This is a genomic window from Agrobacterium sp. K11 (assembly GCF_059429395.1).
Genome location: NZ_JCAHRB010000019.1, coordinates 14,554 through 35,374 on the forward strand (window position 1 = coordinate 14,554; position 20,821 = coordinate 35,374).

Annotated in this window: 24 protein-coding genes; 12 read left to right on the forward strand and 12 right to left on the reverse strand. The window is 57.8% G+C overall.

Annotated elements, in window-relative coordinates:
- The first annotated feature begins 176 nt into the window (after window positions 1-176).
- Window positions 177-1,013, forward strand: a complete 837-nt coding sequence (locus tag AC5SEO_RS25615) for an alpha/beta fold hydrolase (RefSeq protein WP_112401948.1) — start codon at window positions 177-179, stop codon at window positions 1,011-1,013.
- Window positions 1,014-1,057: 44 nt separating this feature from the next.
- Window positions 1,058-1,684, forward strand: a complete 627-nt coding sequence (locus AC5SEO_RS25620; protein WP_112401937.1) for a Dps family protein — start codon at window positions 1,058-1,060, stop codon at window positions 1,682-1,684.
- A gap of 265 nt (window positions 1,685-1,949) precedes the next feature.
- On the opposite strand, the gene AC5SEO_RS25625 is transcribed toward AC5SEO_RS25620, so the two are convergent.
- The 5 genes from AC5SEO_RS25625 to AC5SEO_RS25645 form a co-directional block, all read right to left on the reverse strand.
- On the reverse strand, window positions 1,950-2,507 hold the full coding sequence (locus AC5SEO_RS25625; protein ID WP_112401936.1) for a pyridoxamine 5'-phosphate oxidase family protein: 558 nt from the start codon (window positions 2,505-2,507) through the stop codon (window positions 1,950-1,952).
- A gap of 357 nt (window positions 2,508-2,864) precedes the next feature.
- Window positions 2,865-4,499, reverse strand: a complete 1,635-nt coding sequence (locus AC5SEO_RS25630) for an acetolactate synthase large subunit (protein ID WP_112401935.1) — start codon at window positions 4,497-4,499, stop codon at window positions 2,865-2,867.
- Between the two features lie 63 nt (window positions 4,500-4,562).
- The gene (locus AC5SEO_RS25635; RefSeq protein ID WP_035201059.1) at window positions 4,563-5,048 is read right to left on the reverse strand and encodes a GlcG/HbpS family heme-binding protein; all 486 of its coding nucleotides are present in this window, start codon (window positions 5,046-5,048) and stop codon (window positions 4,563-4,565) included.
- Between the two features lie 183 nt (window positions 5,049-5,231).
- On the reverse strand, window positions 5,232-5,834 hold the full coding sequence (locus AC5SEO_RS25640; protein WP_112361291.1) for a TetR/AcrR family transcriptional regulator: 603 nt from the start codon (window positions 5,832-5,834) through the stop codon (window positions 5,232-5,234).
- Between the two features lie 2 nt (window positions 5,835-5,836).
- The gene (locus tag AC5SEO_RS25645) at window positions 5,837-6,301 is read right to left on the reverse strand and encodes a nuclear transport factor 2 family protein (protein WP_112401934.1); all 465 of its coding nucleotides are present in this window, start codon (window positions 6,299-6,301) and stop codon (window positions 5,837-5,839) included.
- 626 nt (window positions 6,302-6,927) lie between these two features.
- On the opposite strand from AC5SEO_RS25645, the gene AC5SEO_RS25650 reads away from it, so the two are divergent.
- Window positions 6,928-7,350: a VOC family protein gene (locus AC5SEO_RS25650; protein WP_112401933.1), complete on the forward strand. Its 423-nt coding sequence runs from the start codon at window positions 6,928-6,930 to the stop codon at window positions 7,348-7,350.
- 288 nt (window positions 7,351-7,638) lie between these two features.
- On the opposite strand, the gene AC5SEO_RS25655 is transcribed toward AC5SEO_RS25650, so the two are convergent.
- The gene (locus AC5SEO_RS25655) at window positions 7,639-9,009 is read right to left on the reverse strand and encodes an aminotransferase-like domain-containing protein (RefSeq protein ID WP_003519066.1); all 1,371 of its coding nucleotides are present in this window, start codon (window positions 9,007-9,009) and stop codon (window positions 7,639-7,641) included.
- Window positions 9,010-9,269: 260 nt separating this feature from the next.
- Between AC5SEO_RS25655 and AC5SEO_RS25660 the strand changes: the two genes are divergently transcribed.
- The 8 genes from AC5SEO_RS25660 to AC5SEO_RS25695 all read left to right on the forward strand — a co-directional run bounded on the left by AC5SEO_RS25660 (window position 9,270) and on the right by AC5SEO_RS25695 (window position 15,806).
- Window positions 9,270-9,752, forward strand: a complete 483-nt coding sequence (locus AC5SEO_RS25660; RefSeq protein ID WP_035201066.1) for an MSMEG_0572/Sll0783 family nitrogen starvation response protein — start codon at window positions 9,270-9,272, stop codon at window positions 9,750-9,752.
- Between the two features lie 68 nt (window positions 9,753-9,820).
- Window positions 9,821-10,810 carry a Nit6803 family nitrilase gene (locus AC5SEO_RS25665; protein ID WP_112158223.1) on the forward strand — a complete coding sequence of 330 codons (990 nt, stop codon included), beginning with the start codon at window positions 9,821-9,823 and terminating at the stop codon, window positions 10,808-10,810.
- Entirely contained in the window at window positions 10,803-11,921 is a 1,119-nt protein-coding gene (locus AC5SEO_RS25670; protein WP_080802472.1) for an MSMEG_0568 family radical SAM protein, read from the forward strand. The genes AC5SEO_RS25665 and AC5SEO_RS25670 overlap by 8 nt, the downstream gene beginning before the upstream one ends.
- Window positions 11,918-12,457, forward strand: coding sequence for an MSMEG_0567/Sll0786 family nitrogen starvation N-acetyltransferase (locus AC5SEO_RS25675; RefSeq protein ID WP_035201069.1), 540 nt, complete (start codon window positions 11,918-11,920; stop codon window positions 12,455-12,457). The genes AC5SEO_RS25670 and AC5SEO_RS25675 overlap by 4 nt, the downstream gene beginning before the upstream one ends.
- Complete coding sequence (locus tag AC5SEO_RS25680; protein ID WP_112158221.1) at window positions 12,457-13,428, forward strand: sll0787 family AIR synthase-like protein; 972 nt, start codon at window positions 12,457-12,459, stop codon at window positions 13,426-13,428. Before AC5SEO_RS25675 ends, AC5SEO_RS25680 begins: the two co-directional genes overlap by 1 nt.
- Window positions 13,421-13,699 carry an MSMEG_0570 family nitrogen starvation response protein gene (locus tag AC5SEO_RS25685; protein ID WP_013637307.1) on the forward strand — a complete coding sequence of 93 codons (279 nt, stop codon included), beginning with the start codon at window positions 13,421-13,423 and terminating at the stop codon, window positions 13,697-13,699. The genes AC5SEO_RS25680 and AC5SEO_RS25685 overlap by 8 nt, the downstream gene beginning before the upstream one ends.
- Before the next feature lie 11 nt (window positions 13,700-13,710).
- The gene (locus AC5SEO_RS25690) at window positions 13,711-14,967 is read left to right on the forward strand and encodes an MSMEG_0569 family flavin-dependent oxidoreductase (protein WP_112158219.1); all 1,257 of its coding nucleotides are present in this window, start codon (window positions 13,711-13,713) and stop codon (window positions 14,965-14,967) included.
- The gene (locus AC5SEO_RS25695; protein WP_236736271.1) at window positions 14,964-15,806 is read left to right on the forward strand and encodes a Pnap_2097 family protein; all 843 of its coding nucleotides are present in this window, start codon (window positions 14,964-14,966) and stop codon (window positions 15,804-15,806) included. Before AC5SEO_RS25690 ends, AC5SEO_RS25695 begins: the two co-directional genes overlap by 4 nt.
- A 137-nt stretch (window positions 15,807-15,943) precedes the next feature.
- Here AC5SEO_RS25695 and AC5SEO_RS25700 read toward each other — a convergent pair whose 3' ends face one another.
- The 6 genes from AC5SEO_RS25700 to AC5SEO_RS25725 form a co-directional block, all read right to left on the reverse strand.
- A complete protein-coding gene (locus AC5SEO_RS25700; protein WP_080670353.1) occupies window positions 15,944-16,237 on the reverse strand; it encodes a type II toxin-antitoxin system RelE/ParE family toxin in 294 nt (97 codons plus the stop codon).
- Window positions 16,237-16,491 carry a type II toxin-antitoxin system ParD family antitoxin gene (locus AC5SEO_RS25705; protein ID WP_112157611.1) on the reverse strand — a complete coding sequence of 85 codons (255 nt, stop codon included), beginning with the start codon at window positions 16,489-16,491 and terminating at the stop codon, window positions 16,237-16,239. Before AC5SEO_RS25705 ends, AC5SEO_RS25700 begins: the two co-directional genes overlap by 1 nt.
- 256 nt (window positions 16,492-16,747) lie before the next feature.
- A complete protein-coding gene (locus tag AC5SEO_RS25710) occupies window positions 16,748-17,446 on the reverse strand; it encodes a nucleotidyl transferase AbiEii/AbiGii toxin family protein (protein ID WP_112402162.1) in 699 nt (232 codons plus the stop codon).
- 11 nt (window positions 17,447-17,457) lie between these two features.
- Window positions 17,458-17,721: a hypothetical protein gene (locus tag AC5SEO_RS25715; protein WP_013637284.1), complete on the reverse strand. Its 264-nt coding sequence runs from the start codon at window positions 17,719-17,721 to the stop codon at window positions 17,458-17,460.
- Between the two features lie 189 nt (window positions 17,722-17,910).
- Window positions 17,911-18,978, reverse strand: coding sequence for a D-alanine--D-alanine ligase family protein (locus AC5SEO_RS25720; protein ID WP_025591217.1), 1,068 nt, complete (start codon window positions 18,976-18,978; stop codon window positions 17,911-17,913).
- 45 nt (window positions 18,979-19,023) lie between these two features.
- Window positions 19,024-19,644: a C39 family peptidase gene (locus AC5SEO_RS25725; RefSeq protein WP_421415388.1), complete on the reverse strand. Its 621-nt coding sequence runs from the start codon at window positions 19,642-19,644 to the stop codon at window positions 19,024-19,026.
- 83 nt (window positions 19,645-19,727) lie between these two features.
- Here AC5SEO_RS25725 and AC5SEO_RS25730 point away from each other — a divergent pair, with 83 nt between their 5' ends.
- On the forward strand, window positions 19,728-20,396 hold the full coding sequence (locus AC5SEO_RS25730) for a GntR family transcriptional regulator (protein WP_025591213.1): 669 nt from the start codon (window positions 19,728-19,730) through the stop codon (window positions 20,394-20,396).
- Window positions 20,397-20,821 lie beyond the last annotated feature (425 nt).

Below are 20,821 nucleotides of genomic sequence, written 5' to 3' on the forward strand. Positions count from 1 at the left end.
GGAATTCGCAAACACAGCGCGACAGGAGAAATACAATGGCATCCGACACAGATCGGTTTTTCGTGTCGAGACGCAGCGTACTAATCGGAAGCATCGCACTTGCCAGCGTGAGCATCCCGGCGCTCGCCTTCTCACAAACCTCTTCAACAAACAGTTCATCACAAGGAGATATCGACATGGGCTTCGTAACAACTAAAGACGGCACTGAAATCTTTTACAAGGACTTGGGCCCGAAGGATGCCGAGCCGATCGTCTTCCATCACGGCTGGCCCCTGTCGTCGGACGATTGGGACGCGCAGATGCTGTTCTTCCTCTCCAAAGGCTATCGTGTCGTCGCTCACGACCGGCGTGGCCACGGCCGGTCTGCCCAGGTCGCAGACGGTCACGACATGGATCACTACGCAGCCGACGCATTCGCCGTCGTCCAGGCACTCGACCTGAAGAACGCCGTCCATATCGGCCATTCCACCGGTGGCGGCGAAGTTGCCCGTTATGTCGCAAAGTTCGGCCAGAAGGCCGGCCGCGTCGCGAAGGCGGTTCTCGTCTCGGCCGTCCCACCGCTGATGGTCAAGACCGCCGCCAACCCGGAAGGCCTGCCGATCGAGGTTTTCGACGGCTTCCGTTCAGCGCTTGCCGCCAACCGCGCACAGTTCTTCCGTGACGTTCCAGCTGGCCCGTTCTACGGCTTCAACCGGGATGGCGCCAAGGTGCAGGAAGGCGTGATCCAGAACTGGTGGCGCCAGGGCATGATGGGCGGCGCAAAGGCTCATTATGACGGCATCAAGGCCTTCTCCGAAACCGATCAGACGGAAGACCTGAAGGCGATCACCGTCCCGACGCTCGTCCTGCACGGCGAGGACGACCAGATCGTGCCGATTGCTGATGCCGCCAGGAAGTCGATTAAGCTTCTGAAGAACGGCCAGATCAAGACCTATCCCGGCTTCTCTCACGGTATGCTCACCGTCAACGCCGACGTCCTGAACGCCGATCTGCTGGCCTTTGTCAAGGGCTGACCCCGATACGGCGCGAATGATCCGCGCCGCGGCTGTCTCGGCCAATGAAACCGAAGGGCGGCGCTTTCGCCCCTCTTCGGCGACCGCAAACTGGCGAATCGCGCCGCACGCTCAAGCGATTCGCCAGCTCCGTCATAGTCAATTCATTTTCAGGAAAATCGGTCAAATCGCGCGCTGCCGCTGCGCTGAGAGGTCCGACAGGACTGGACAGCGACGCGGTCAGGGACATCTCCGCCAGCGCGCCCACCGTGCTGGCAGATGTGTTCGCGCTCTATATCAAGACCAAGAATTTTCACTGGCATATGTCCGGATCGGATTTCCGCGATTACCATCTGCTGCTCGACGAGCACGGCGACGAACTGTTTGCGATGACCGATCCGCTCGCCGAATGGGTCCGCAAGGTTGGCGGCGACACGTTGCGGTCGATCGGCGACATCTCGCGCAAGCAACAGATCGCGGACAATGATGCCGACTGCGTGCATCCACATGGAATGCTCGCCGAACTGCGCGACGACAATGGCAGCCTTGTCGCAAGCATGCGCTCGCTGAATGACGTCTGCGATGAGTATGGCGACGGCGCGACCGCCAGTCTGATCGAGAACTGGATCGACGAAACCGAAAAGCGTGTCTGGTTTCCGTTCGAGATTCTGCGCGACACTAACGGCCAATGATTTGACCGAGGGTGCCCTGAATTCCGCTCCCCGCCCCTTGGGATCGCGGCGGCGGCGGAGCAAACCCGCATCTGGCTAATGGCGAATTGCTAATGGCAAGGGCGCCAACTGCCATCAGGATTTGATGCGAACCCAACGCGGGCAGGTCGATCGAGCGTCAAGGGAAACGGCGGATGGCCGATTGAAGCCAGACCCAGGTCGTCAGGGCAACCTTGGCGGCAATACCGACCCTACCCAGCCGGAGCGGAAATTGTTCGCGGCCCGACTAGGCGTAGTCGAACATCCCCGTCGGTAGGCCATCCATGCTGTATGTGTTCTTTTCCCGACGATAGATTTCGATACCATCACGGCCTTTTGCATCGGTCCATTGGTCAAGGCTTGGCCGCTCGGCCTTGTAGTCGAAAAGAGGGACGCCGAAGCCGCAAGAGGTTTGGACCAGGTCGATGTCCAGCAGAATGACCTGCCGGGCTCCTGAGGGCTCCGAACCGTTGTAGTGAGTGGTCAAGATATTTTCGTATTCGGGGCTGTCGCGGCGGATGGAGCGTCCGCGACCGTAAAGGCGCAAGATCATTGGCGGCCCTTCGACGGCACAAAACATGATCGTCAGCCGACCATCCGCGCGCAAATGCGCGGCGGTTTCGTTTCCACTCCCGGTCCTGTCCAGATAGACCACCGTATTTGCATCGACTACCCGCAGGCAGCCGGTCTCTCGCGGCGACACATTCACCCGGGAATGGCCGGTGGCCGAGGCGGTAAAGAAGATGTGCTGCCGACCGATAAAGTCCTGGAGACGAGCGTCGATGCTCTCGAATTGCTTTGCCACGGCCGATGCGCCTTTTTGCTAACAAATATAGGAGATAGTCATTTAGTCGGCAGGAGATCATGCCTCCTCCGGTTCATCCAGAGTTCCTCATACAGCTCACAGAAGCGAGAGACCAGAGACGTTCCAAATGAAGGGGCCAACTTCAGGTGCAACATACGGCACCCTTTCGACGCTTACAGTCGTGGGTATATCGATGATGCGGCAGGCCCAGGTCCAAACAGAGCACCCGTCATCACGAAGAACGCGATGAGGGCCGACCGCGGCTATCGCAACCAGAAACACTGCGACGATCTTGCTACCAGTTTGCAGCAATGCTCGCGTCGTTACCGAGCGGGATCGATAGGATCACAGACCATCTCATACCACCGGCAGCCTCTGCGCTAACTCTCGGATCAGCACGCGCTCGTTCTCGGAGTAGTCGATTGGGACTTCGACAAGATGTACGCCGCCGCCCCTGAACGCATTATCCAAGGTCGTTTCCAGATCTTCGATGCGCTCGACGCGTGTGCCCTTTGCACCATAGGCCTCGGCGTATTTCACAAAATCGGGGTTGCCGAAGCTCATCCCGAAGTCGGTGAGCCTGTCGATCGCCTGCTTCCAGCGGATCATACCGTATGCATTGTCCTTGATCAGGAGGATGACAAGGTTGAGCCGCAGACGCACCGCAGTCTCGAGCTCTTGACTGTTCATCATGAAGCCGCCATCCCCACAGATAGCCATGACGCGCCGGGTCGGGTAAAGCATGGAGGCCATCATTGCGGAAGGTAAACCTGCCCCCATCGTCGCCAGGGCATTGTCGAGAAGCAGCGTATTCGCGACATGGGTCCGGTAATTGCGAGCGAACCAGATCTTGTACATGCCGTTGTCGAGCGCAAGGATCCCATCGGCTGGCATAACGGCGCGAACATCGTGGACTATCCGTTGCGGAGTGAAGCGAGCTTCAAGCTCTCGATCGGCAATGCGTGCGAGGATCCCTTGCCTGAGATAGATCAGCGCTTTTGCGTTCGGAAGCTTGCCTTCGAGGCGGTCCGCCAGGAGCTTGAGGGTGGGGCCGATATCCCCGATCACCTCAGCCTGCGGGAAATAGACCTGCTCGACAGTGGCAGGCTGGTAGCCGACATGAACGACCTTGGCTCCGTGGACGTTCATGATGAAGGAAGGCTTCTCGATCGTGTCGTGCCCGATCGTGATGATGAGATCAGCCCGTTCGATGGCCTCGTGGACGTAGTCCCGTTCGGAAAGAGCGGCGGTGCCCAGATAAAGCTCCATACCGCCGGGAACGGTTCCCTTGCCCATCTGTGTCGTAAAATATGGTATCCCTGTGCGGATCACAAAATTTGCAAGATCAGCCGTCGATCGCGGACGCGAGGCTGCCGCACCGAGCATGATCAAGGGCCGTTCTGCAGCGCCGATCATTGCCGCGGCCCGATCTATCGCCTCGCCGCTCGCAACTGGAAGATCGAGAGCGTGTGGAGGAACCATGATGATCTCTCCGCCATCTGCCGCGGCGATATCCTCGGGCAATTCGAGATGAACTGGACCGGGGCGCTCTTCCTGCGCCACCCGAAAGGCCTCACGAACCAGGGTTGGAACCATCCTGGGCGAGATGATCTGACGCGTGAGCTTTGTCAGCGGCTTCATACTAGCGACGACGTCGATGACCTGAAAACGTGCCTGCCGGGAAGACATGACGCCTTTTTGCCCCGTAATGAGGATCAACGTCATCCCACCAAGAAGGGCGTACGCCGCGCCGGTGGATAAGTTCAACGCGCCTGGCCCGAGCGTCGTAATACAGACACCCGGCTTCCCTGTCAGCCGGCCATAGGTTGCCGCCATAAAGGCCGCCGCTTGCTCATGACGAGTGACGACCAACTGGATCGAGGATTTCCGCAGGGCTTCGACCACGAAAAGATTTTCCTCCCCGGGGATGCCAAAAATTTTTTCTACGCCCTCATTCTCAAGGGCCCTAACGAGCAGTTCAGCGCCAGTCATGGCCAATCTCCAAAACCACCGAGCCTTAGACGCGGCTTCAAGAAACACATTTTTGTGGGGGGCTCACTTGAGGACGCTTTTGACTTCCTCGATTGCGACGTAGGCGCAATCTTCGTCCAAGCCGCCATTCGGCGCGCCCGCAACGCCAAGTGCGCCAATCGTCTCCTCGCCGGCTTTGATAGGAACGCCCCCGGAGACAAAGTAGCCTGAAATATCTGTGAACGCTGCCTCATGCGCGCTGCCGATGAGGTTCTCGACCATCGCGCTTGTGGGGCTGTGCAACGATGCCGAGATGAGTGCCTTCTGCGCAGACGCGTTGATCGTGCGTGGATCGGCTTTCTCATAGCGTATCAGGGCGAGCAGGGCTCCAGATCGATCTGTCACCGCCGCCGACACATTGTAACCGTCTACCGCACACGCCGCGACGGCCATCTCAGCGATTTTGACCGCAAGCCTCGCTCTGAGGCCGGTCTCCTGTTCGGTGTCGTGGGCAAGCACAGAACTGGCGGCAAGCGCGCCTATGGCGGCGGCCAGTATGAAAGTCTTCATGTGAGATCTCTTCAGATATCGGCCGCCGAGCGGCCCCGTTGCGGCAAATTACGTCGCCGGAAAAACCAACTGGGTTATCGCGACGACGATGAATTCGCGAAATGCACTACCTACGCAGCCCGCCGGCTCGCCAAGGCGGCGAGCCCGCAGATGCAATGCCTCAGGTCAGGAAGCAGCGAGAGATCAAAGCGACCCGCTATCCGAGGCATTATCGACGAGCGTCTTTCCATCGGCTGCCAATCGAGCATGGAGTTGATCGATTGCGCGCTGGAAGACGGCGGGATCGTCGAGCGCCCGGGAGAGGACGATCGCGCCCTGGATAGAGAGAACGGCGTCTTCCGAGAGGATGCGCGCCCGCTCAGCGTCGCGGCCCTGCCGGACGAGCGCTGCCTGCAGAGCGTCCACCCAGGCGACGAAGTAACCTCGGATGGCTTGGGCGAATAGGTCTCGGGTGTTGGTAACAGCCAAAGCGCCGACGAGACAGACGCGCCTGCCCGACCTGAAGTACTTCGCGGTTTCATCGAGCATCGCCGTGATCGCGGCATCGGCATCGTCTCCGTCTCGCAGGGGAGAATAGACGGAATTTTCAAACCATTGCTCGATTTCGACGAGCACAGCCTGGACCATTTCCTCCTTCCCATTCGGGAAGAAGTGGTAGAGGCTGCCCTTGCCAAGACCGGTGGCCTTGCCGATCAAGGCAAGGCTCGCTCCTTCGTATCCATGCTCGCGAAAAACTTCGGCCAGGGAGGCGACGGCGTCGGATCTTTCAGCGACCATGCGGGCCATGATCAGAGGCCCAGATCACTGAGGCTGGCGTGGTCGTCCGGACGACGGCCGAGCGGCCAATGGAACAAGCGATCGCCTTCAGCAATCGGCATTTCGTTGATGCATGCGTGCCGGTGCGCCATCAAGCCGTCCTCTGCGAATTCCCAGTTCTCGTTACCATAGGCACGGAACCATTGACTATTATCATCGCGATATTCGTAGGCGTAGCGTACAGCGATGCGGTTGCCGGTGAAAGCCCAGAGCTCCTTGATAAGGCGGTATTCATGCTCCTTGTTCCACTTGCGTGTCAGAAATGCCTGGGCTTCTTCGCGGTTGGTGGCGAATTCAACGCGGTTCCGCCAGCGTGTGTCCAGCGTGTAGGCCAAAGCAACCTTGGCGGCGTCACGGCTGTTCCAGCCGTCTTCAGCCAAACGGACCTTTTCGATAGCAGTTTCGCGGGTGAAAGGGGGGAGAGGAGGACGTGACATGTTGATTTTCCTTTGCAAATCGTCTTTGTGTACTTATTGGTCAACTCTTTACTGATTGGTACAGTAGCTACGCGATTTTGGGTGTCAACGATTTTTTTGAGGCGTTGCGAATTTTTTCCGACGGACGTTTCTGGTCGCGAACCGACGGCGGCGGCGTTGAAGTGGCCAGACTAGTGCTGGCAAAGCGTGCGGCCGCGCGCTGGTATATTTCGGCAGACCTCATCAGCGCCTGGGCATCCGCCACTCAGAGACCACCAGGCGCGGTGGGCGATGGTTTTGGTGGCAAAGAGTAGACATGGGAAGGTAAATGGCGACTGACCCCGCGTCGCTGCGGATTGTATCCAACCGGATAGCATCGCTCCATGATCTGACGAACCGCATCGCGCTTAAGCGCTTCGATAGTCGCCGATATGGTCATGGTGCTCTTCGAACAGCTAAATTAGGAGAGAAAGCTTCTATAAATCCAGATGCTATCCGGATTACTGATCAATGGGCCGAGGGCCCAAACGATGACCCGAGGCCGTGCCGAAGCGTCCAGACCACCACACTGGGAAGCTAAACCCACCCGGTCCGAAGCCCAGGTTCTAAGTACTCATGATAACGCTGCCAGCAAAAGGAGATTTTAGATGGGCGATGTCAGTCCAACGGTAAGCATAACAACCGGCGTAGATCACATCGGGCTAACCGTTATGAACTTGAGCGCTTCCCTCGCTTTCTTCACGAACTGCCTCGGCTGGAGGTTATTCGGCGAAAAGCCCGACTATCCAGCGGCATTCGTTACAGACGGCCACCTCAAGTTGACACTTTGGCAGATCAAAGATCAATCTCACAGCCAAGGTTTCGACCGTCACCAAAATGTCGGGCTTCATCATCTTGCACTGAAAGTGCGGACCCTCGAGGACCTTCATCTGCTCTACGACAAGACCAGAGAGTGGCCCGATGTTCGTATTGAATTTAGTCCAGAAGCTTCAGGCACCGGGCCAAAAATCCACTTCATGATCTACGAACCGGGAGGATGTCGGATGGAGTTTTCTTGGGATCCGCGGTGATCCAGAAATTTCTATGATCGGGTCTCGGCCGATCCGAGAAACCTGGCGACCTAATCTCGGTTGTCAACCAGGCCACGCATCTGGCACCTCGCAACAGCCACGCGGGCAAGCCGGTGCCGTGCGTGGTCGAACGGCTTGGAAGCGGAAGACGTTGCAAGACTCCCGGCATCACACGTTCGGCGGCCGAACGCCATCGCTACAGTTTTGGGACGTGACCATATGACAATTGAGACCGAAACGAACATTTTCCACCAATTGTTTCATATTGAAGGAGGCTGACGTGCACCGTCAGCCCATCCAGCCGGAGCCGGAAAGCGAATTCGCCATAAAAAGCAGCCCTGCGCGCAGTTGTTCGCGATTGATGACGCCGCCGAGGCATACCCGGACATGCTCGTCAGGTGTGCCGAGAACGGTAAATGCGTCCGACGGCATCAAGCCAATATGGCGCCCTGCCATGCGCCCCATCAGTTCCGCCCTGCTCGCCCCCGTTGGCAGCTTCAGCCAAATGTTGAAGGCCTCCGGCTCACCTTTGATGTCCAAGCCCGAAAGAGTATCAACCGCTATCTCGTGACGAACAGCGCTTTCCGCCCGGACAAACCGGCGGATCGCGTCGGCTGTCCCATCCTCGATCCACCGTGTCGCCAGCGCCATGCAAATTGGCGAAGGCATGACGGCGCTGGCTCGCATTGCCTGGGCAAGGGAATAGGCGGCTCTGGAGTTAGGGGAAACTGTATAAGCGAGGCGCAGGCCTGCGCCCAGGCATTTGGCCAGCCCCCCGATATGCCAGGTGAGGTCGGGAGCAAGCGTAGCAAAAGGTACGGGCGCCGTTGCGGGAATGAAGCCGTATGCATCATCCTCTATCAAAGGCAGTCTATGCCGAAGGATAACCTCGGCGATCTCCATGCGCCGCTCGCGCGGGATGGTCAGCGTCGTTGGATTATGGACCGTAGGATTGAGATACAACGCTTTCGGTTGATGTAAATGGATAGCCGCGTCAAGCGCATCGGGCAGAACGCCGGAAGCGTCCATCGCAATTCCGACGAGTTGCAATCCCATACGGGCTGCGATCGCCCGCAAACCGGGATACGTCACCGCCTCGCACAGGATGACATCGCCCGGTCTGGTCATCGTCGAAAGAAGCGCTGTCATCGTCGCGTGCGCTCCCGGGGTGATCGCGATCCGCTCGAGACTTGGCACCATTCCCCTTTTTGACAGCCATGAAGATGCCGCGGCCTTATCCTGCTCTCCGCCGGTCGTCGACTGGTAGCGGAGAAGGGAAATAAGGTTTGCTGAAACAGTCTGCAGCCCTTCCTGCATTCTTGCCACGAGATCCGGGTCCTGCGGCTCGGGAGGCATGTTCATCGACAGATCCTCATCGCCTGCGCGGCGCGGATCGATACGATGCTCCTCTTTCGGGCGGCCGAGTGCAAAGGTACCTCTTCCGACGTGGCTCTCCACGAGACGTCTGGAATGCGCCTCGGCGTAGGCGCGGCTGACTGTCGTAAAGTCAATCTTGAGACGCTCGGCGAGCCTGCGTTGTGGCGGCAATCGATCACCAGCGGCGATATCGCCTCGTTTTATCGCCAGTTCGATCGCGTCCGCAATCTGAAGATAACGAGGCTTGCCGTCAGGACGAAGTTCAGGGAGCCACTTCAACATTTCACCATACCTCAAATATCGATTGTTTCATATTGTATGGATAACACGACGCGGATTCAAGTGTTGATTTGACGACAAATCCTTGACGATTAATTGAGCATAAAGGCTGATTTTCCAGCTATTATTTGAGCATAATGTATGTCCAATGTGCAGAATTACGTTTCATCAAAGAATTATTGTATGCATAATGAACTGACTATTGATTCATACAATTTCGTTCGTATCGTTTCTGCATCAACCCCGCATAAGGAGATGCAGACATGCCTGAAGTAACGCAGCCGCCGCACAAGGATGGTGACTTCTTTGTCGACTACGAGTCCAAGGTTTTCGAGGACGTTAAGGCCGACCCTGGTGAGAAGGCGCTCGTAACCTTCCACACGATGGCGTTCGAAGGCTCCATCGGGCTTGTGAACATTCTCAATGCCATCCGCCTGCAGCGGAAAGGCTATGAGACTTCGATCCTTCTTTACGGGCCGGGCGTCACACTGGGGATCCAGCGAGGTTTCCCCAAGCTCGGGGATGAAGCGTTCCCGGGCCATCTGAACTTCAACAAGAACCTTGAGCGCTTCATGAAGGAAGGCGGAAAGGTCTATGCGTGTCGTTTCGCTCTGCAGGCCCTTTATGGGCACGGCGAACCGGCTCTGATCCCAGGCATCATCCCGATCCTGCCTCAGGACGTCCTGGACTGCGTGCTTCTGCACAAAAAGGCCAACGCCCTGATCATCGACACATGGACCGTCTGATTTGACCTCAACACCCCGTTCGGCAGCGAACGGGGTGCGCCGTTCCAGGTTATTCAAAGGAGCCAGTCATGCCCAAAACAGTACGTGCCGCAGCAGTCCAGATCGCGCCCGACCTGACGTCACGCGCCGGCACCGTCGAGCGGGTCCTCAATGCAATCGCCGAAGCTGCTGACAAAGGCGCCGAGCTGATCGTATTTCCCGAGACCTTCGTGCCCTGGTATCCCTATTTCAGCTTCGTTCTGCCACCTGTCCAGCAAGGCCCTGAGCATCTTCGGCTTTATGAGGAAGCAGTCACGGTACCATCAGCAGAAACACGGGCCGTCGCGGACGCCGCGCGCAAACGCAGTGCGGTTATCGTCCTTGGCGTCAATGAGCGCGACCACGGCTCGCTCTATAACACTCAGCTGATCTTCGACGCGGATGGCAGCCTGAAACTCAAGCGTCGCAAGATCACGCCGACCTATCACGAACGGATGATCTGGGGCCAAGGCGATGGCGCCGGCCTGAAGGTTGTCGACACTGCCGTCGGTCGCGTGGGTGCCCTTGCATGCTGGGAGCATTACAATCCTCTGGCCCGCTATACTTTGATGGCCCAGCATGAGGAAATTCACGCCTCTCATTTCCCGGGCTCACTGGTCGGCCCGATATTCGGCGAGCAAATCGAAGTCACCATGCGCCACCACGCGTTGGAATCGGGCTGTTTCGTGGTCAATGCCACCGGCTGGCTGAGCGAGGAGCAGATCGCATCTATTCATCCGGACCCCGCCTTGCAAAAGGGGCTGCGCGATGGCTGCATGACCTGCATCATCACGCCGGAAGGACGCCATGTCGTACCGCCGCTGATCTCGGGCGAAGGCATCCTGATCGGCGATCTGGACATGCGGCTCATTACCAAGCGCAAGCGAATGATGGATTCGGTCGGACACTATGCTCGGCCTGAACTGCTGCACCTTGTCCATGACACGACGCCCGCACGCGCACGCGAGCAGGTCGGCCTTTCAGGCGATTTTCCCGATGCGGAGCAAGACAAGCTATTTGAGGAGGTTCAGGATGCGTGAGCTGCCATCGATAGATCCGGAACTCATCAACGACCTCCAGACACGAGGAATGCGTCTCGTCGATCCGCGTGCCGGCCACGAGAGCAGGCGCGGTGGCGCAGGTCCTTCCGACCATAAGGCGGTCAATTTCGGAGACACAACCGTGATGGTGCCGGTACATACCGCACCCGCATTCGACAGTCCCTATCTCGTGGAAGCGCCCGATGCCGAGGGCCGCGCGCGCATCACCAGGGAAGGATCAGAAGTCGCCCGAATTCGATTTCCCAATCGGCCGCGTTTTTACGATCTGATCACGGCAGACGGCATTCCGTACAACAAGATCGCAGTTCTTCATTCGCGCGACGTACTTGCCACGACCATTCTGCAGACCTGCATTCGTTATGAAAGCCGCAAGAAGACCTGTCAGTTCTGTTCGATCGGCCAAAGCCTTGCCGCCGGCCGGACTGTCGCGCACAAAACTCCCGCGCAACTGGCAGAGGTCGCAAAGGCTGCCGTCGAACTCGACGGCGTCAAGCACATGGTGATGACGACTGGCACACCTGCGGGCAAGGACCGCGGTGCTGCCGTTTTGGCAGAGAGTGCGCGCGCGGTTAAGGCCGTCGTCGACCTGCCGATTCAGGTGCAATGCGAGCCTCCGGAAGACGATGTCTGGCATGAGCGAATGAAGAACGCGGGTGCAGACGCATTGGGGATGCACCTTGAAGCGGTGACACCTGAAGTCCGCGATCGGATCATGCCGGGCAAGGCAAGCGTTCCGCTTGAAAAATACTTTTCCAGCTTTGAGGCCGCAGTCAGAGTGTTTGGGCGGGGTCAGGTCTCGACCTACATCCTCGCCGGTCTGGGCGATACGCGCGAAGCCATCCTGGATATGTCCACGCGATTGGTCGCAATGGGCGTCTACCCATTTGTCGTCCCGTTCGTGCCTATCTCAGGCACACCGCTAGAAAGTCACCCCGCACCGAAATCCGATTTCATGGCCTCCATCCTGGCTCCCCTGTCGCAGATCATCATCGACGGCGGACTTAAGGCCTCGGATATCAAGGCCGGTTGCGGAAAATGCGGTGCGTGCTCGGCGCTCTCAACTTACGAGAAACTGAGGATCCCGGCATGAGCCTCATGGATCACTCCACCTTCATCTGCCCTGAATTCATCATCCGGGCAGCAACCGAAACCTGGGAACTTCAAGGGGTATCTCGTCTCCGACACCAGGTGTTTGTAGAGGAACAGCGCATCTTCGTCGGCAGCGACCACGACGAAATCGACGCTCGTGCCATCCCCCTTGCGGCAATCGCCACGTTGGCGGCCGAGCCTGCGGAGGTCGTGGGAACGGTCCGCATCCACAAACCCGCGCCCGGCATCTGGTGGGGATCGCGGCTCGCGGTCGCCCCTGCATACCGTAGAGTTGGTCGGCTGGGTGCGGAGCTGATCAGGCTTGCGGTAAGCACCGCCAACGGCATCGGATGCCTAGAATTTCACGCCCATGTCCAGCTTCAGAACGTACCTCTTTTTCGCCGGCTGCATTGGGAGCCGCAAGGAGAGATCGACCTGCATGGCGTGCGGCACATGCACATGCTGGCTTCACTCGACCATTATCCCCCGACATGTGACCCGGCCACCGGCTGGTCGACTAGAGCACGGAGGTCGTGATGGATGTCCATGCATTGGCGGCAGCACTCGCAGCTCACCCGTCTATTCGCAGCAAACTTGACATAGCAGGCACGACGCGGGCGCTCTCATTGTCTGCTGGAGCACCAGGAATGCCCGGCGACGATGCCGCAGCAATCCGAGCCATGGACGGCACCTGGGATCTGCTGGCGGGCGAAGGTTTTATGCCGCAGTTCGTGCAAGACGATCCGTGGTTTGCCGGCTGGTGCGGTGTAATGGTGAACCTTTCGGACATCGCAGCGATGGGAGGACGCCCGACCGCACTGCTCGACACCGTGTGGGCTCCGGATACAGCATCCGCCGAGCCCCTGCTTGCCGGCCTTCGCGACGCAGCGATGGCCTACGGCGTGCCGATCGTCGGCGGGCATACCAACCTCCGCAGCAAAGATCTCAATCTTGCCGTTTCCGTCACGGGACGTGCAAAGAGGCTGATTTCCAGCTTTGCGGCCGCCCCTGGAGATGTGCTTATCGCAGCTGTCGATCATCGCGGGCATTACCGGCCGAGCTTCGACAACTGGTGCGCGGCCCTTGATGCACCTCATGAACGACTGCGTAGCGACTACGAGATCCTGCCGGAGCTCGCCGAGGCTGGTCTGGTGGATGCCGGAAAAGACATCAGCCAGGGCGGCATTGTCGGCACCGCGCTTATGTTAGCTGAATCCTCCCGCTGCGGGTTTGACATCGAGCTTGCTGACATTTCGCTTCCGCGGGGTGTTGCAGTCGACCGCTGGCTGCGCACATTTCCGAGTTTTGGCTTCCTCCTTTCAGTTCGGCGGGAACGTGCAAACGAGGTCTGCTCAGTATTTGGTGCTCGGGACATCAGCGCAGCTGCCATCGGTCACGCAACGGACAGCTCCCGGATCGATCTGACGAGCGGTGGCGCCAGGGCAACGTTCTGGGACTACGCGGCAGCCCCCTATATCGCGCTTGCAAAGGAGATATCCCATGCCTGAAGTACGCTTTACAATCCGATGGCCTGATGGGACGGAGGAGAGCTGCTACTCGCCCTCGACCGCCATAACGCACCATCTCGAAGCCGGATGCACCTATCCGCTGACTGAATTTGTCGAACGTGCCCGCACCGGGCTGAACGAGGCATCAGACCGCGTCGCGGCGAAATTCGGCTTCGCCTGCTCATCCGCACTCGACCAACTGGCAAAGATCGAAACGACAGCTGCCGCTCAGCCGGCTGACGCCAAGGTCACCTGCCTCTCGATGTCATGAAAGGGTTTGTTATGATCGACGATACTGTACCGCACGTTCCAGTTCTCATCATCGGAGGCGGCCAGGCTGGTCTTTCTGTCAGTTGGTATCTCATGCAGGAAGGGGTCGAGCATGCCGTTCTTGAGCGCCGTCAACGGTTCGAGAGTTGGCGCAACAATCGCTGGGACAGCTTCTGTCTGGTCACGCCAAACTGGCAGTGCCGGTTGCCAGGCTGGCCCTACAAAGGCACGGATCCGGACGGCTTCATGCTGAAAGAGGAAATCGTCGATTACCTGGACGGTTTTGCCGAAAGCTTCAATCCGCCGCTGCGCGAGGGGGTGGACGTCATGCATGTCTCGCCTCGCGACAGTGGTGGATACTGGATCGAGACCAGCTCTGGCAACTTGACTGCAGACCAGGTTGTGGTTGCCACGGGTGGCTACGACAACCCTATCGTGCCGTCCTACGCGGCAGATCTGGACGCCACTATCCTACAGATGCACTCGCGCGATTACAGGCGTCCCTCGCAACTACCAGATGGCGGAACCTTGATTGTCGGCACAGGGCAATCTGGCGTGCAGATCATGGACGACTTTCATCTGGAAGGTCGTCCAGTGCACCTGGCGGTAGGGCCCGCTCCGCGCAGCCCGCGCAAATACCGCGGGCGCGACGCAACCGACTGGCTTTACGATGCAGGAACGTATGCCGTCACGATCGATAGCCATCCAGATCCTGTAAAAGCGCTCACCCAGACGAACCATTACATGTCTGGCCGAGACGGTGGGAAGGAGATCGATCTGCGCAAATACGCCCTGGAGGGCGTTCGGCTATACGGATCGGTCGCGGGTGGCTCCGGCACAACGATGATGTTCCTGCCCGACCTCGAGAAGAACCTTGATGACGCTGATCGGAGCTATATGGGTATTCGCAAGCAGATCGATGCCTGGATCGCCACGCACGCAATTAATGCTCCAGAGGAGCCCCCATTTGAAAAGGTTTGGCGTCCCGCTCAAGAAATCACCGAAGTTGATCTGGCGGAGGCAGGCATAACGTCGATCATTTGGGCGATCGGTTTCCGCCCGGATTATTCGTGGCTGAAGGTCGACTGCCTGGATCAGCGAGGCAAGCCGGTGTTCCGTCGCGGTGTAACCGATGCACCTGGTCTGTATTTTATTGGTCTTGGCTGGCTGAACACATGGGGCTCGGGCCGATTTCTTGGCATCGACGAGGACAGCCGGTATCTCGCCGAACAAATAGTAGCACTCCAAAAGAACAGGCTGGCTGCATGAGCACTGTTCAGCTCGCCAGGCACGAGGGGTCGGAGCTAATCGAACGCCACGTGCTAGGAATGGCGGAAATGGGCTACAGCGGCATTTCGGAGCAATGGCTCAAGCGACGCGCCGGTGATTTGCACTGGCGGCTCATCGCGCGCGCCATGGGACAGCGGGATGCTGTTTTCACTTGCTCAGAGGGCGCACCACTTTATGCGGCTTTTTGTGCGACCAGCTTGCAGCTCGTAAGACCTCATCTTCCCCATCTGGGCGGGGAGATGACACTGGCTGCGGATCTCTACCGCGTCGGCCACGGGCGTCTGGCGTCACTTATCCGCGTCACCGCTGGCGGCGATATTGTAGGCCGCATGATTTTGGTCTCGACCTTTGTGGGACGTTCCGAACCGGGGATCAACCGATCTGTCGTCCGGCGGAGCCCGCGAGCGCTAGCGATGCCGCCCGAGGCGCCCCTCGCGGTTCGTCGCGTTGCCGAGATGGCCTCGGCCGCCACGCGAGACATTCGCAACAACAATTTTAAACTCTCCGGGATGTCACAAACACAGATGGTCCTGCCGTGCCCGGCGACGGACTTCAATGCCGCCAGACTTCTCTATTTCCCGAGCTACAGCGCTTTAGCTGACCGGGGATTGTTCCAAGCAGGAGAGATGCATACCGGGATGATCGCCTCGCGGAATGTAGTTTATCTGGGTAATGTAGAGCCGGGAGAATGGATGGAAATCAACTTCAAGAAGCTGCCGTCAGGGTATGAAGTCTTCCTGAACGGTCAAGACTGTCGACCTTTGGCGTTGATGCGCGTACGTTTCGACCGTGGGAACGACAGCTCTATAACCGCTTAACAACGCGACGCGGTCGAAAAGAAATGTCGGCTTCAAATGCTGCTACGGCAACTCATGCGATAACGTCTTGCTTAGTCTAGCTCTTGATGAGATTCGCACTTACGACCACTATGTTATAAATTCGGCGAAGTGGTTGGTTAGAAAGAATCTCCCGCCCAATCTTCATGGCCGTGACGTATGCGGATGACGAATACGCTCCCGTCTTCAATGACGCGGTACACGACAAGGTGAGCCTTGAAAGGATGGATCCTGACAGGAGGAGAAATCTCATGGCGTTCGCGTGCCATTCTTGGGTTGGTGGCGATGAGTTCGAGCAAGGCAAAAAGCTCATCGTGATATTGTCTGGCGACTAGTGCTCCGAAGATGCGGATGCCTTCTTCTGCAATGGAAATAATATCCTCTTCCGCTTGGACAGATAGGCTAAATGGCATTAAGCGCGTCCGCGGCTGATGTCAGCTCGAGACGTGGCTAAAGCAAACAACTCTTCCGTTGAACGGCTCCCAACTCCGCTTCTGATCCCGTCGTCGACAAATCGCTGCATCTCGGCAATCTTATCCGGACGCGCTTGGTCTCTGCGGATCAGGTCCCGGACATAATCGCTCGCGTTCGAGTATCGACCAGTCTTGGCCTGTGCTTCAACCCAATCTTTCATGGGGTCTGGCAGGGACACATTCATCGTCGCCATTCGAGTCTCCTTAATGCCTCAACATACTCGCTGATGGCAAAGTTTGTCAAACTAACGATGAGGTCGCAATTACAGCTCTTGAACGGATTCGAACCGTCGTCCACGCGTCGTGGATTGGCTAAGCATTTGCGACGCAATTCACTCACACTCGCTGGCGCCGCCCTAACTTGGTTTTGCTGGCTAATCGGAATGATGCGCACCGAAAGAATGATCGACCGAACGGCGGTATAGCTAAGGTCGCCGAGTTGCGTAGAAATCAGCGCGGAGATGTAGAGGAAGGCGCTGCGGATACCGATGGCTTGTGATCGCACACCGCTTTCAAAAGCGAGATTGTCGTCGCTTGAGCAGTTTTCGAAATACCCGCATATCCTTCTCTATACTGAAGCTTCCCCATAACTGTGCTAGCGAGGCCTGCATCCATTCTCTCGGCGACTGCCAATGCAGCGGCGGCCCTGTTTTTGAATGGCAAGAGAGCTTCGAGAACGTATCCATCGCCGCATGCCTTGGCGATGCACGCGATATCGAACATGTCACGTGGCTGAAGAGAGGATCCTCGATAGTGAACCTTCTTCGCGATGATTTCGCCCGGGGTCTCAAGGTCAACTTGGATTCCACGTACTGCGACGCGGGATGTTGGATCGTTGGTCAGACTTGGAGCACAAATGAAGTCAATTTCACCGATGCCCGCGAACACGATTTTCAACGCATGCGTCCCGTCCGAAACATATTCATCTGGGTTCACCTGCAGGGTATAGCCCTGTGTTGTCGGGTTCAGATATGGGAGGACCTGCGGATCATCGACGAAAATGTCGATATCGAAGCTTTCACGATGGTTTATCTGGAGCATAAGGGCGGTGCCACCCCCGAAAGTCCAGCTATCGAGGAGTTTAAAAGAAGAGTTCGCCTGATTGATAATTGACGCAGCCTGGTCGAAAAGGCTTTCCCATTGGCTCATCAGGACAACCCTCAGGCGGCTAGGGCGAGGGGATATCCAGCTAGCTGCGAGAATTTCTGGGCAATCTCGGATGCTGTACCGTGGTCGATTTCCATCTCATCCAGAAACTGGTGCTGGAGCTCGGCTTTCACTTCGGAATAGAATGAGAATGCCGAAGCATCGAAATTCTCAACGCTCGCAAAATCCGAAATCTTCGAAGCGAGTTGCTCAGCCGAAAGGTTCGTCCCGTAAGGGGCGTTCACCGTCGACAGTACCTTAATCGCAACGCTAGACATCGTTATCACCACCAATTTTCAATTAGTTATGTAATACATACCCGCCAAAAACGCAAGAAACACAGCAGACGCAGGCATGCAACGGCAATTAATCCGGCTTATTCCAGTTCTTGTCACAAGAGCAGACGAAGCTGCGGCGTTTTTCTTCCCGGTGCATGTCTACTACACCGGGAAGAGGCATTTTGCGGCTCAGAGGCCGGCGCGCGCAAAACCGTGTTCAACGAGCCGGTCGATTACCTCAGGATAGCTGACGCCGCTTGCCGCCATCGCCTTCGCATACATGCTGATATCGGTGAACCCCGGAATGGTGTTCACCTCGTTGACCAAAAAAGCCATGTCCTCGGTCAGGAAGAAATCGACGCGCGCCATACCGTCGCAACCGAGCGCGCGGAAGGCGAGTGCTGCCGTCTCGCGGATCTTCGTCTCAACCTCTGGCGGAAGCTCTGCCGGAACCGTCAGCGCCGCGCCATCGTCATCGATATATTTCGCATCGTAGCTATAGAAGCCATGGCTTTCGGCCGGGATGATCTCACCCGGGCGAGAGACGAACAGGCCACCCTTGGCGTCCTCGAGCACGCTGCACTCGATCTCGCGGCCGCGGATGAATTCCTCGGCAAGCAGCTTGCGGTCATGCTTGAAGCCCTCCGCGAGCGCTGGCGCAAATTCCTGGTTGCCGGAAACCTTGCGCACGCCGACCGAAGACCCCTGACGCGCCGGCTTAACGAACAGCGGCAAACCCAACGCGATCTCAAGCGTGTCGAAGGACGGCACCCGATCCGCATGCACGGTAACAGCACGCGCCACCGGTAACCCCGCCGCCCGCAGCAGCTGCTTGGCGATATCCTTGTCAAGCGCTGTCGCTGAACCCAGGATGCCGCAGCCAACCAGTGGCACGCGGGCCACCTCCGCCAGTCCCTGCACGGAACCATCCTCACCGAAAATACCATGCAGAACCGGGAACAGAATATCGATCTTCCCGGCATCGCTCATCCTGCCGCCGTCGATGGCGATCATCCGCCCACGTCCGCCGGGCACCAATGCGATTTCGGTGCCGTTTGCCGGCCTGGCGAGCACGCCATTTTCGAAATGGCTGAGCAGCCACTCGCCTTCCCGCGTCACGAAGATCGGCACCGCCTCATATTTCGAGGGCTCCAGTGCCCCCACGGCATTCGTCGCCGACATGACGGAGACGTCGTGTTCGGCCGAGCGGCCGCCGAAGAGAACGGCGATGCGCAGCTTGCCGCGGGAAGATGTCATGAAAACCCCCAAAATAATCTGGTGTCTAAATAGTCTAAATAGATGTCAGAAGCCGATCGCGATGCCGCGATTGGCAAAGAAGCGGTCGAATATGGCAAGCGGTAGCAGCACATCCGCCTGGCTCGCAGCATCATGACCGGATGGATTGTGGAAACGGACCGTATCAGCCGAGGCTGCCGTCACCAGAATGAGATGCCCGCCTTTTGAGGGCGGCATGCGTTCCGGCCAGCATATGCCGCTATTGACCGAGGCGATGAAGAACGGGCGTTCAGCGAGCAGACCGGGGATGCTCTCTGTTGCGACACCCGTCATCGTTTCTGCCGAGAGCCCGAAGCGCTCGCCCACATAGGTCACGAAGGGCGCATAGATCAGTCCCTTGATCGAAGCATCCAGCTCGTTGACGACATAGCCGCCATAGGCGGTGCAGGCACGGGCGAGAGCAAGCGTCGGAAGCAGGTCGCCGCGCGCTGCCAGGATCATCTTCAGGCAGGCCATGCCGCAGACATTGACCGCCCAGCGCGCGTATTCCTCGATCGTCTCGGCACCCGATTGCCGCCAGAGCGGATCGCGCAGCAGCGCCGCAGATCCTTCGGCAAGCACGGGCAATGTCATCTCCGGTGTTTCCCACTGACTGAAATAAGGAACGACGCCTGTTGATAAGGGCATGGCAAAAATCTCCTGAGCGGTATACTCGTATACGAGGTTGCTTGGCATGATCAAGATGATTGCTGTCTCGGAGAAGGTTGGCCATGAACGATTTCGTCGCAATAAATGTTGAAACCATCCGGCCGGAGACCGTGGCGGATCGTATCGCAAGGGTTCTCAGGGAAGCGATTTCCGGTGGAGAGCTTCGCAGTGGCGTCGCGCTCCGACAAGACGAGCTGGCCGCACGATTTGGGTTCAGCCGCATGCCTGTGCGTGATGCCTTGAGGCTTCTGGAAAGCGAGGGCCTCGTAACCATTCACCCGACAAAGGGGGCCTTCGTGGCAAGAATAGATGCCAAGGAGATTGCGGAGATCTATTCCATTCGCTCGCTACTGGAGACGGAAGCCTTGCGCCTATCATATGTAGGGCTGACGACAGCCGATTTGGACAGGGCGGCAACATTTCTCGCCCAGATCGACGCTGAGAAGGATGTGGGACGTTGGGGGACGCTGAATAAGCAGTTCCACATGACACTTTACGGCGCCTGCCAAAATGAGCGGCTCATCGGCCTTATCGCTACCCACCATGATGCAGCCGACCGCTACGTACGTGTATTGCTATCCAGCTTGGACTATGAGCAGCAATCGCAGGAGGAGCACCGTGCTCTGCTAAAGGCTTGCAGAGATCGGAATATCGACGCTGCAAGTGCAATTTTGCAGCGTCATTTGCTTGAAGGAAGTCGCAAGCTCAGCACGGCCGCCCAGTCGAGCTAAGGCGGCTCGCCGGTTCAGCGTTCGAGACGGGCGAAAGTACGCTTGACTTAGGAGATTCGCTGCCGTTGAGACGGGTAACAGGTTCATTTTTTGCTCTTGATGAGAGGTGAACCGCTGACCCCCACACCGCGGAAGTAGGAATCTACCCTGACAGACCGTTGCGTTATCACGACCTCTTCGGAAGTTTCGACTTAAAACTATCTTTCGCTTCGGCTGAAAGTGGACAAAGAGTGATTTTAGCTTAACGTCGCGAACGCATCGGGCGGGCTCAAGGTGGATTAGGCGTGGGCTTCTTCAGGACATTTGATAGGCTGCATCACGGTTTTCAACCTCAGCCGGATTGTCACCAATAGGTTGGGGGCCATCGCCCGCGCGGATTATCTCATGCCAGCTGGAACGATGTAACAATGCATGTGCTTCTTTAG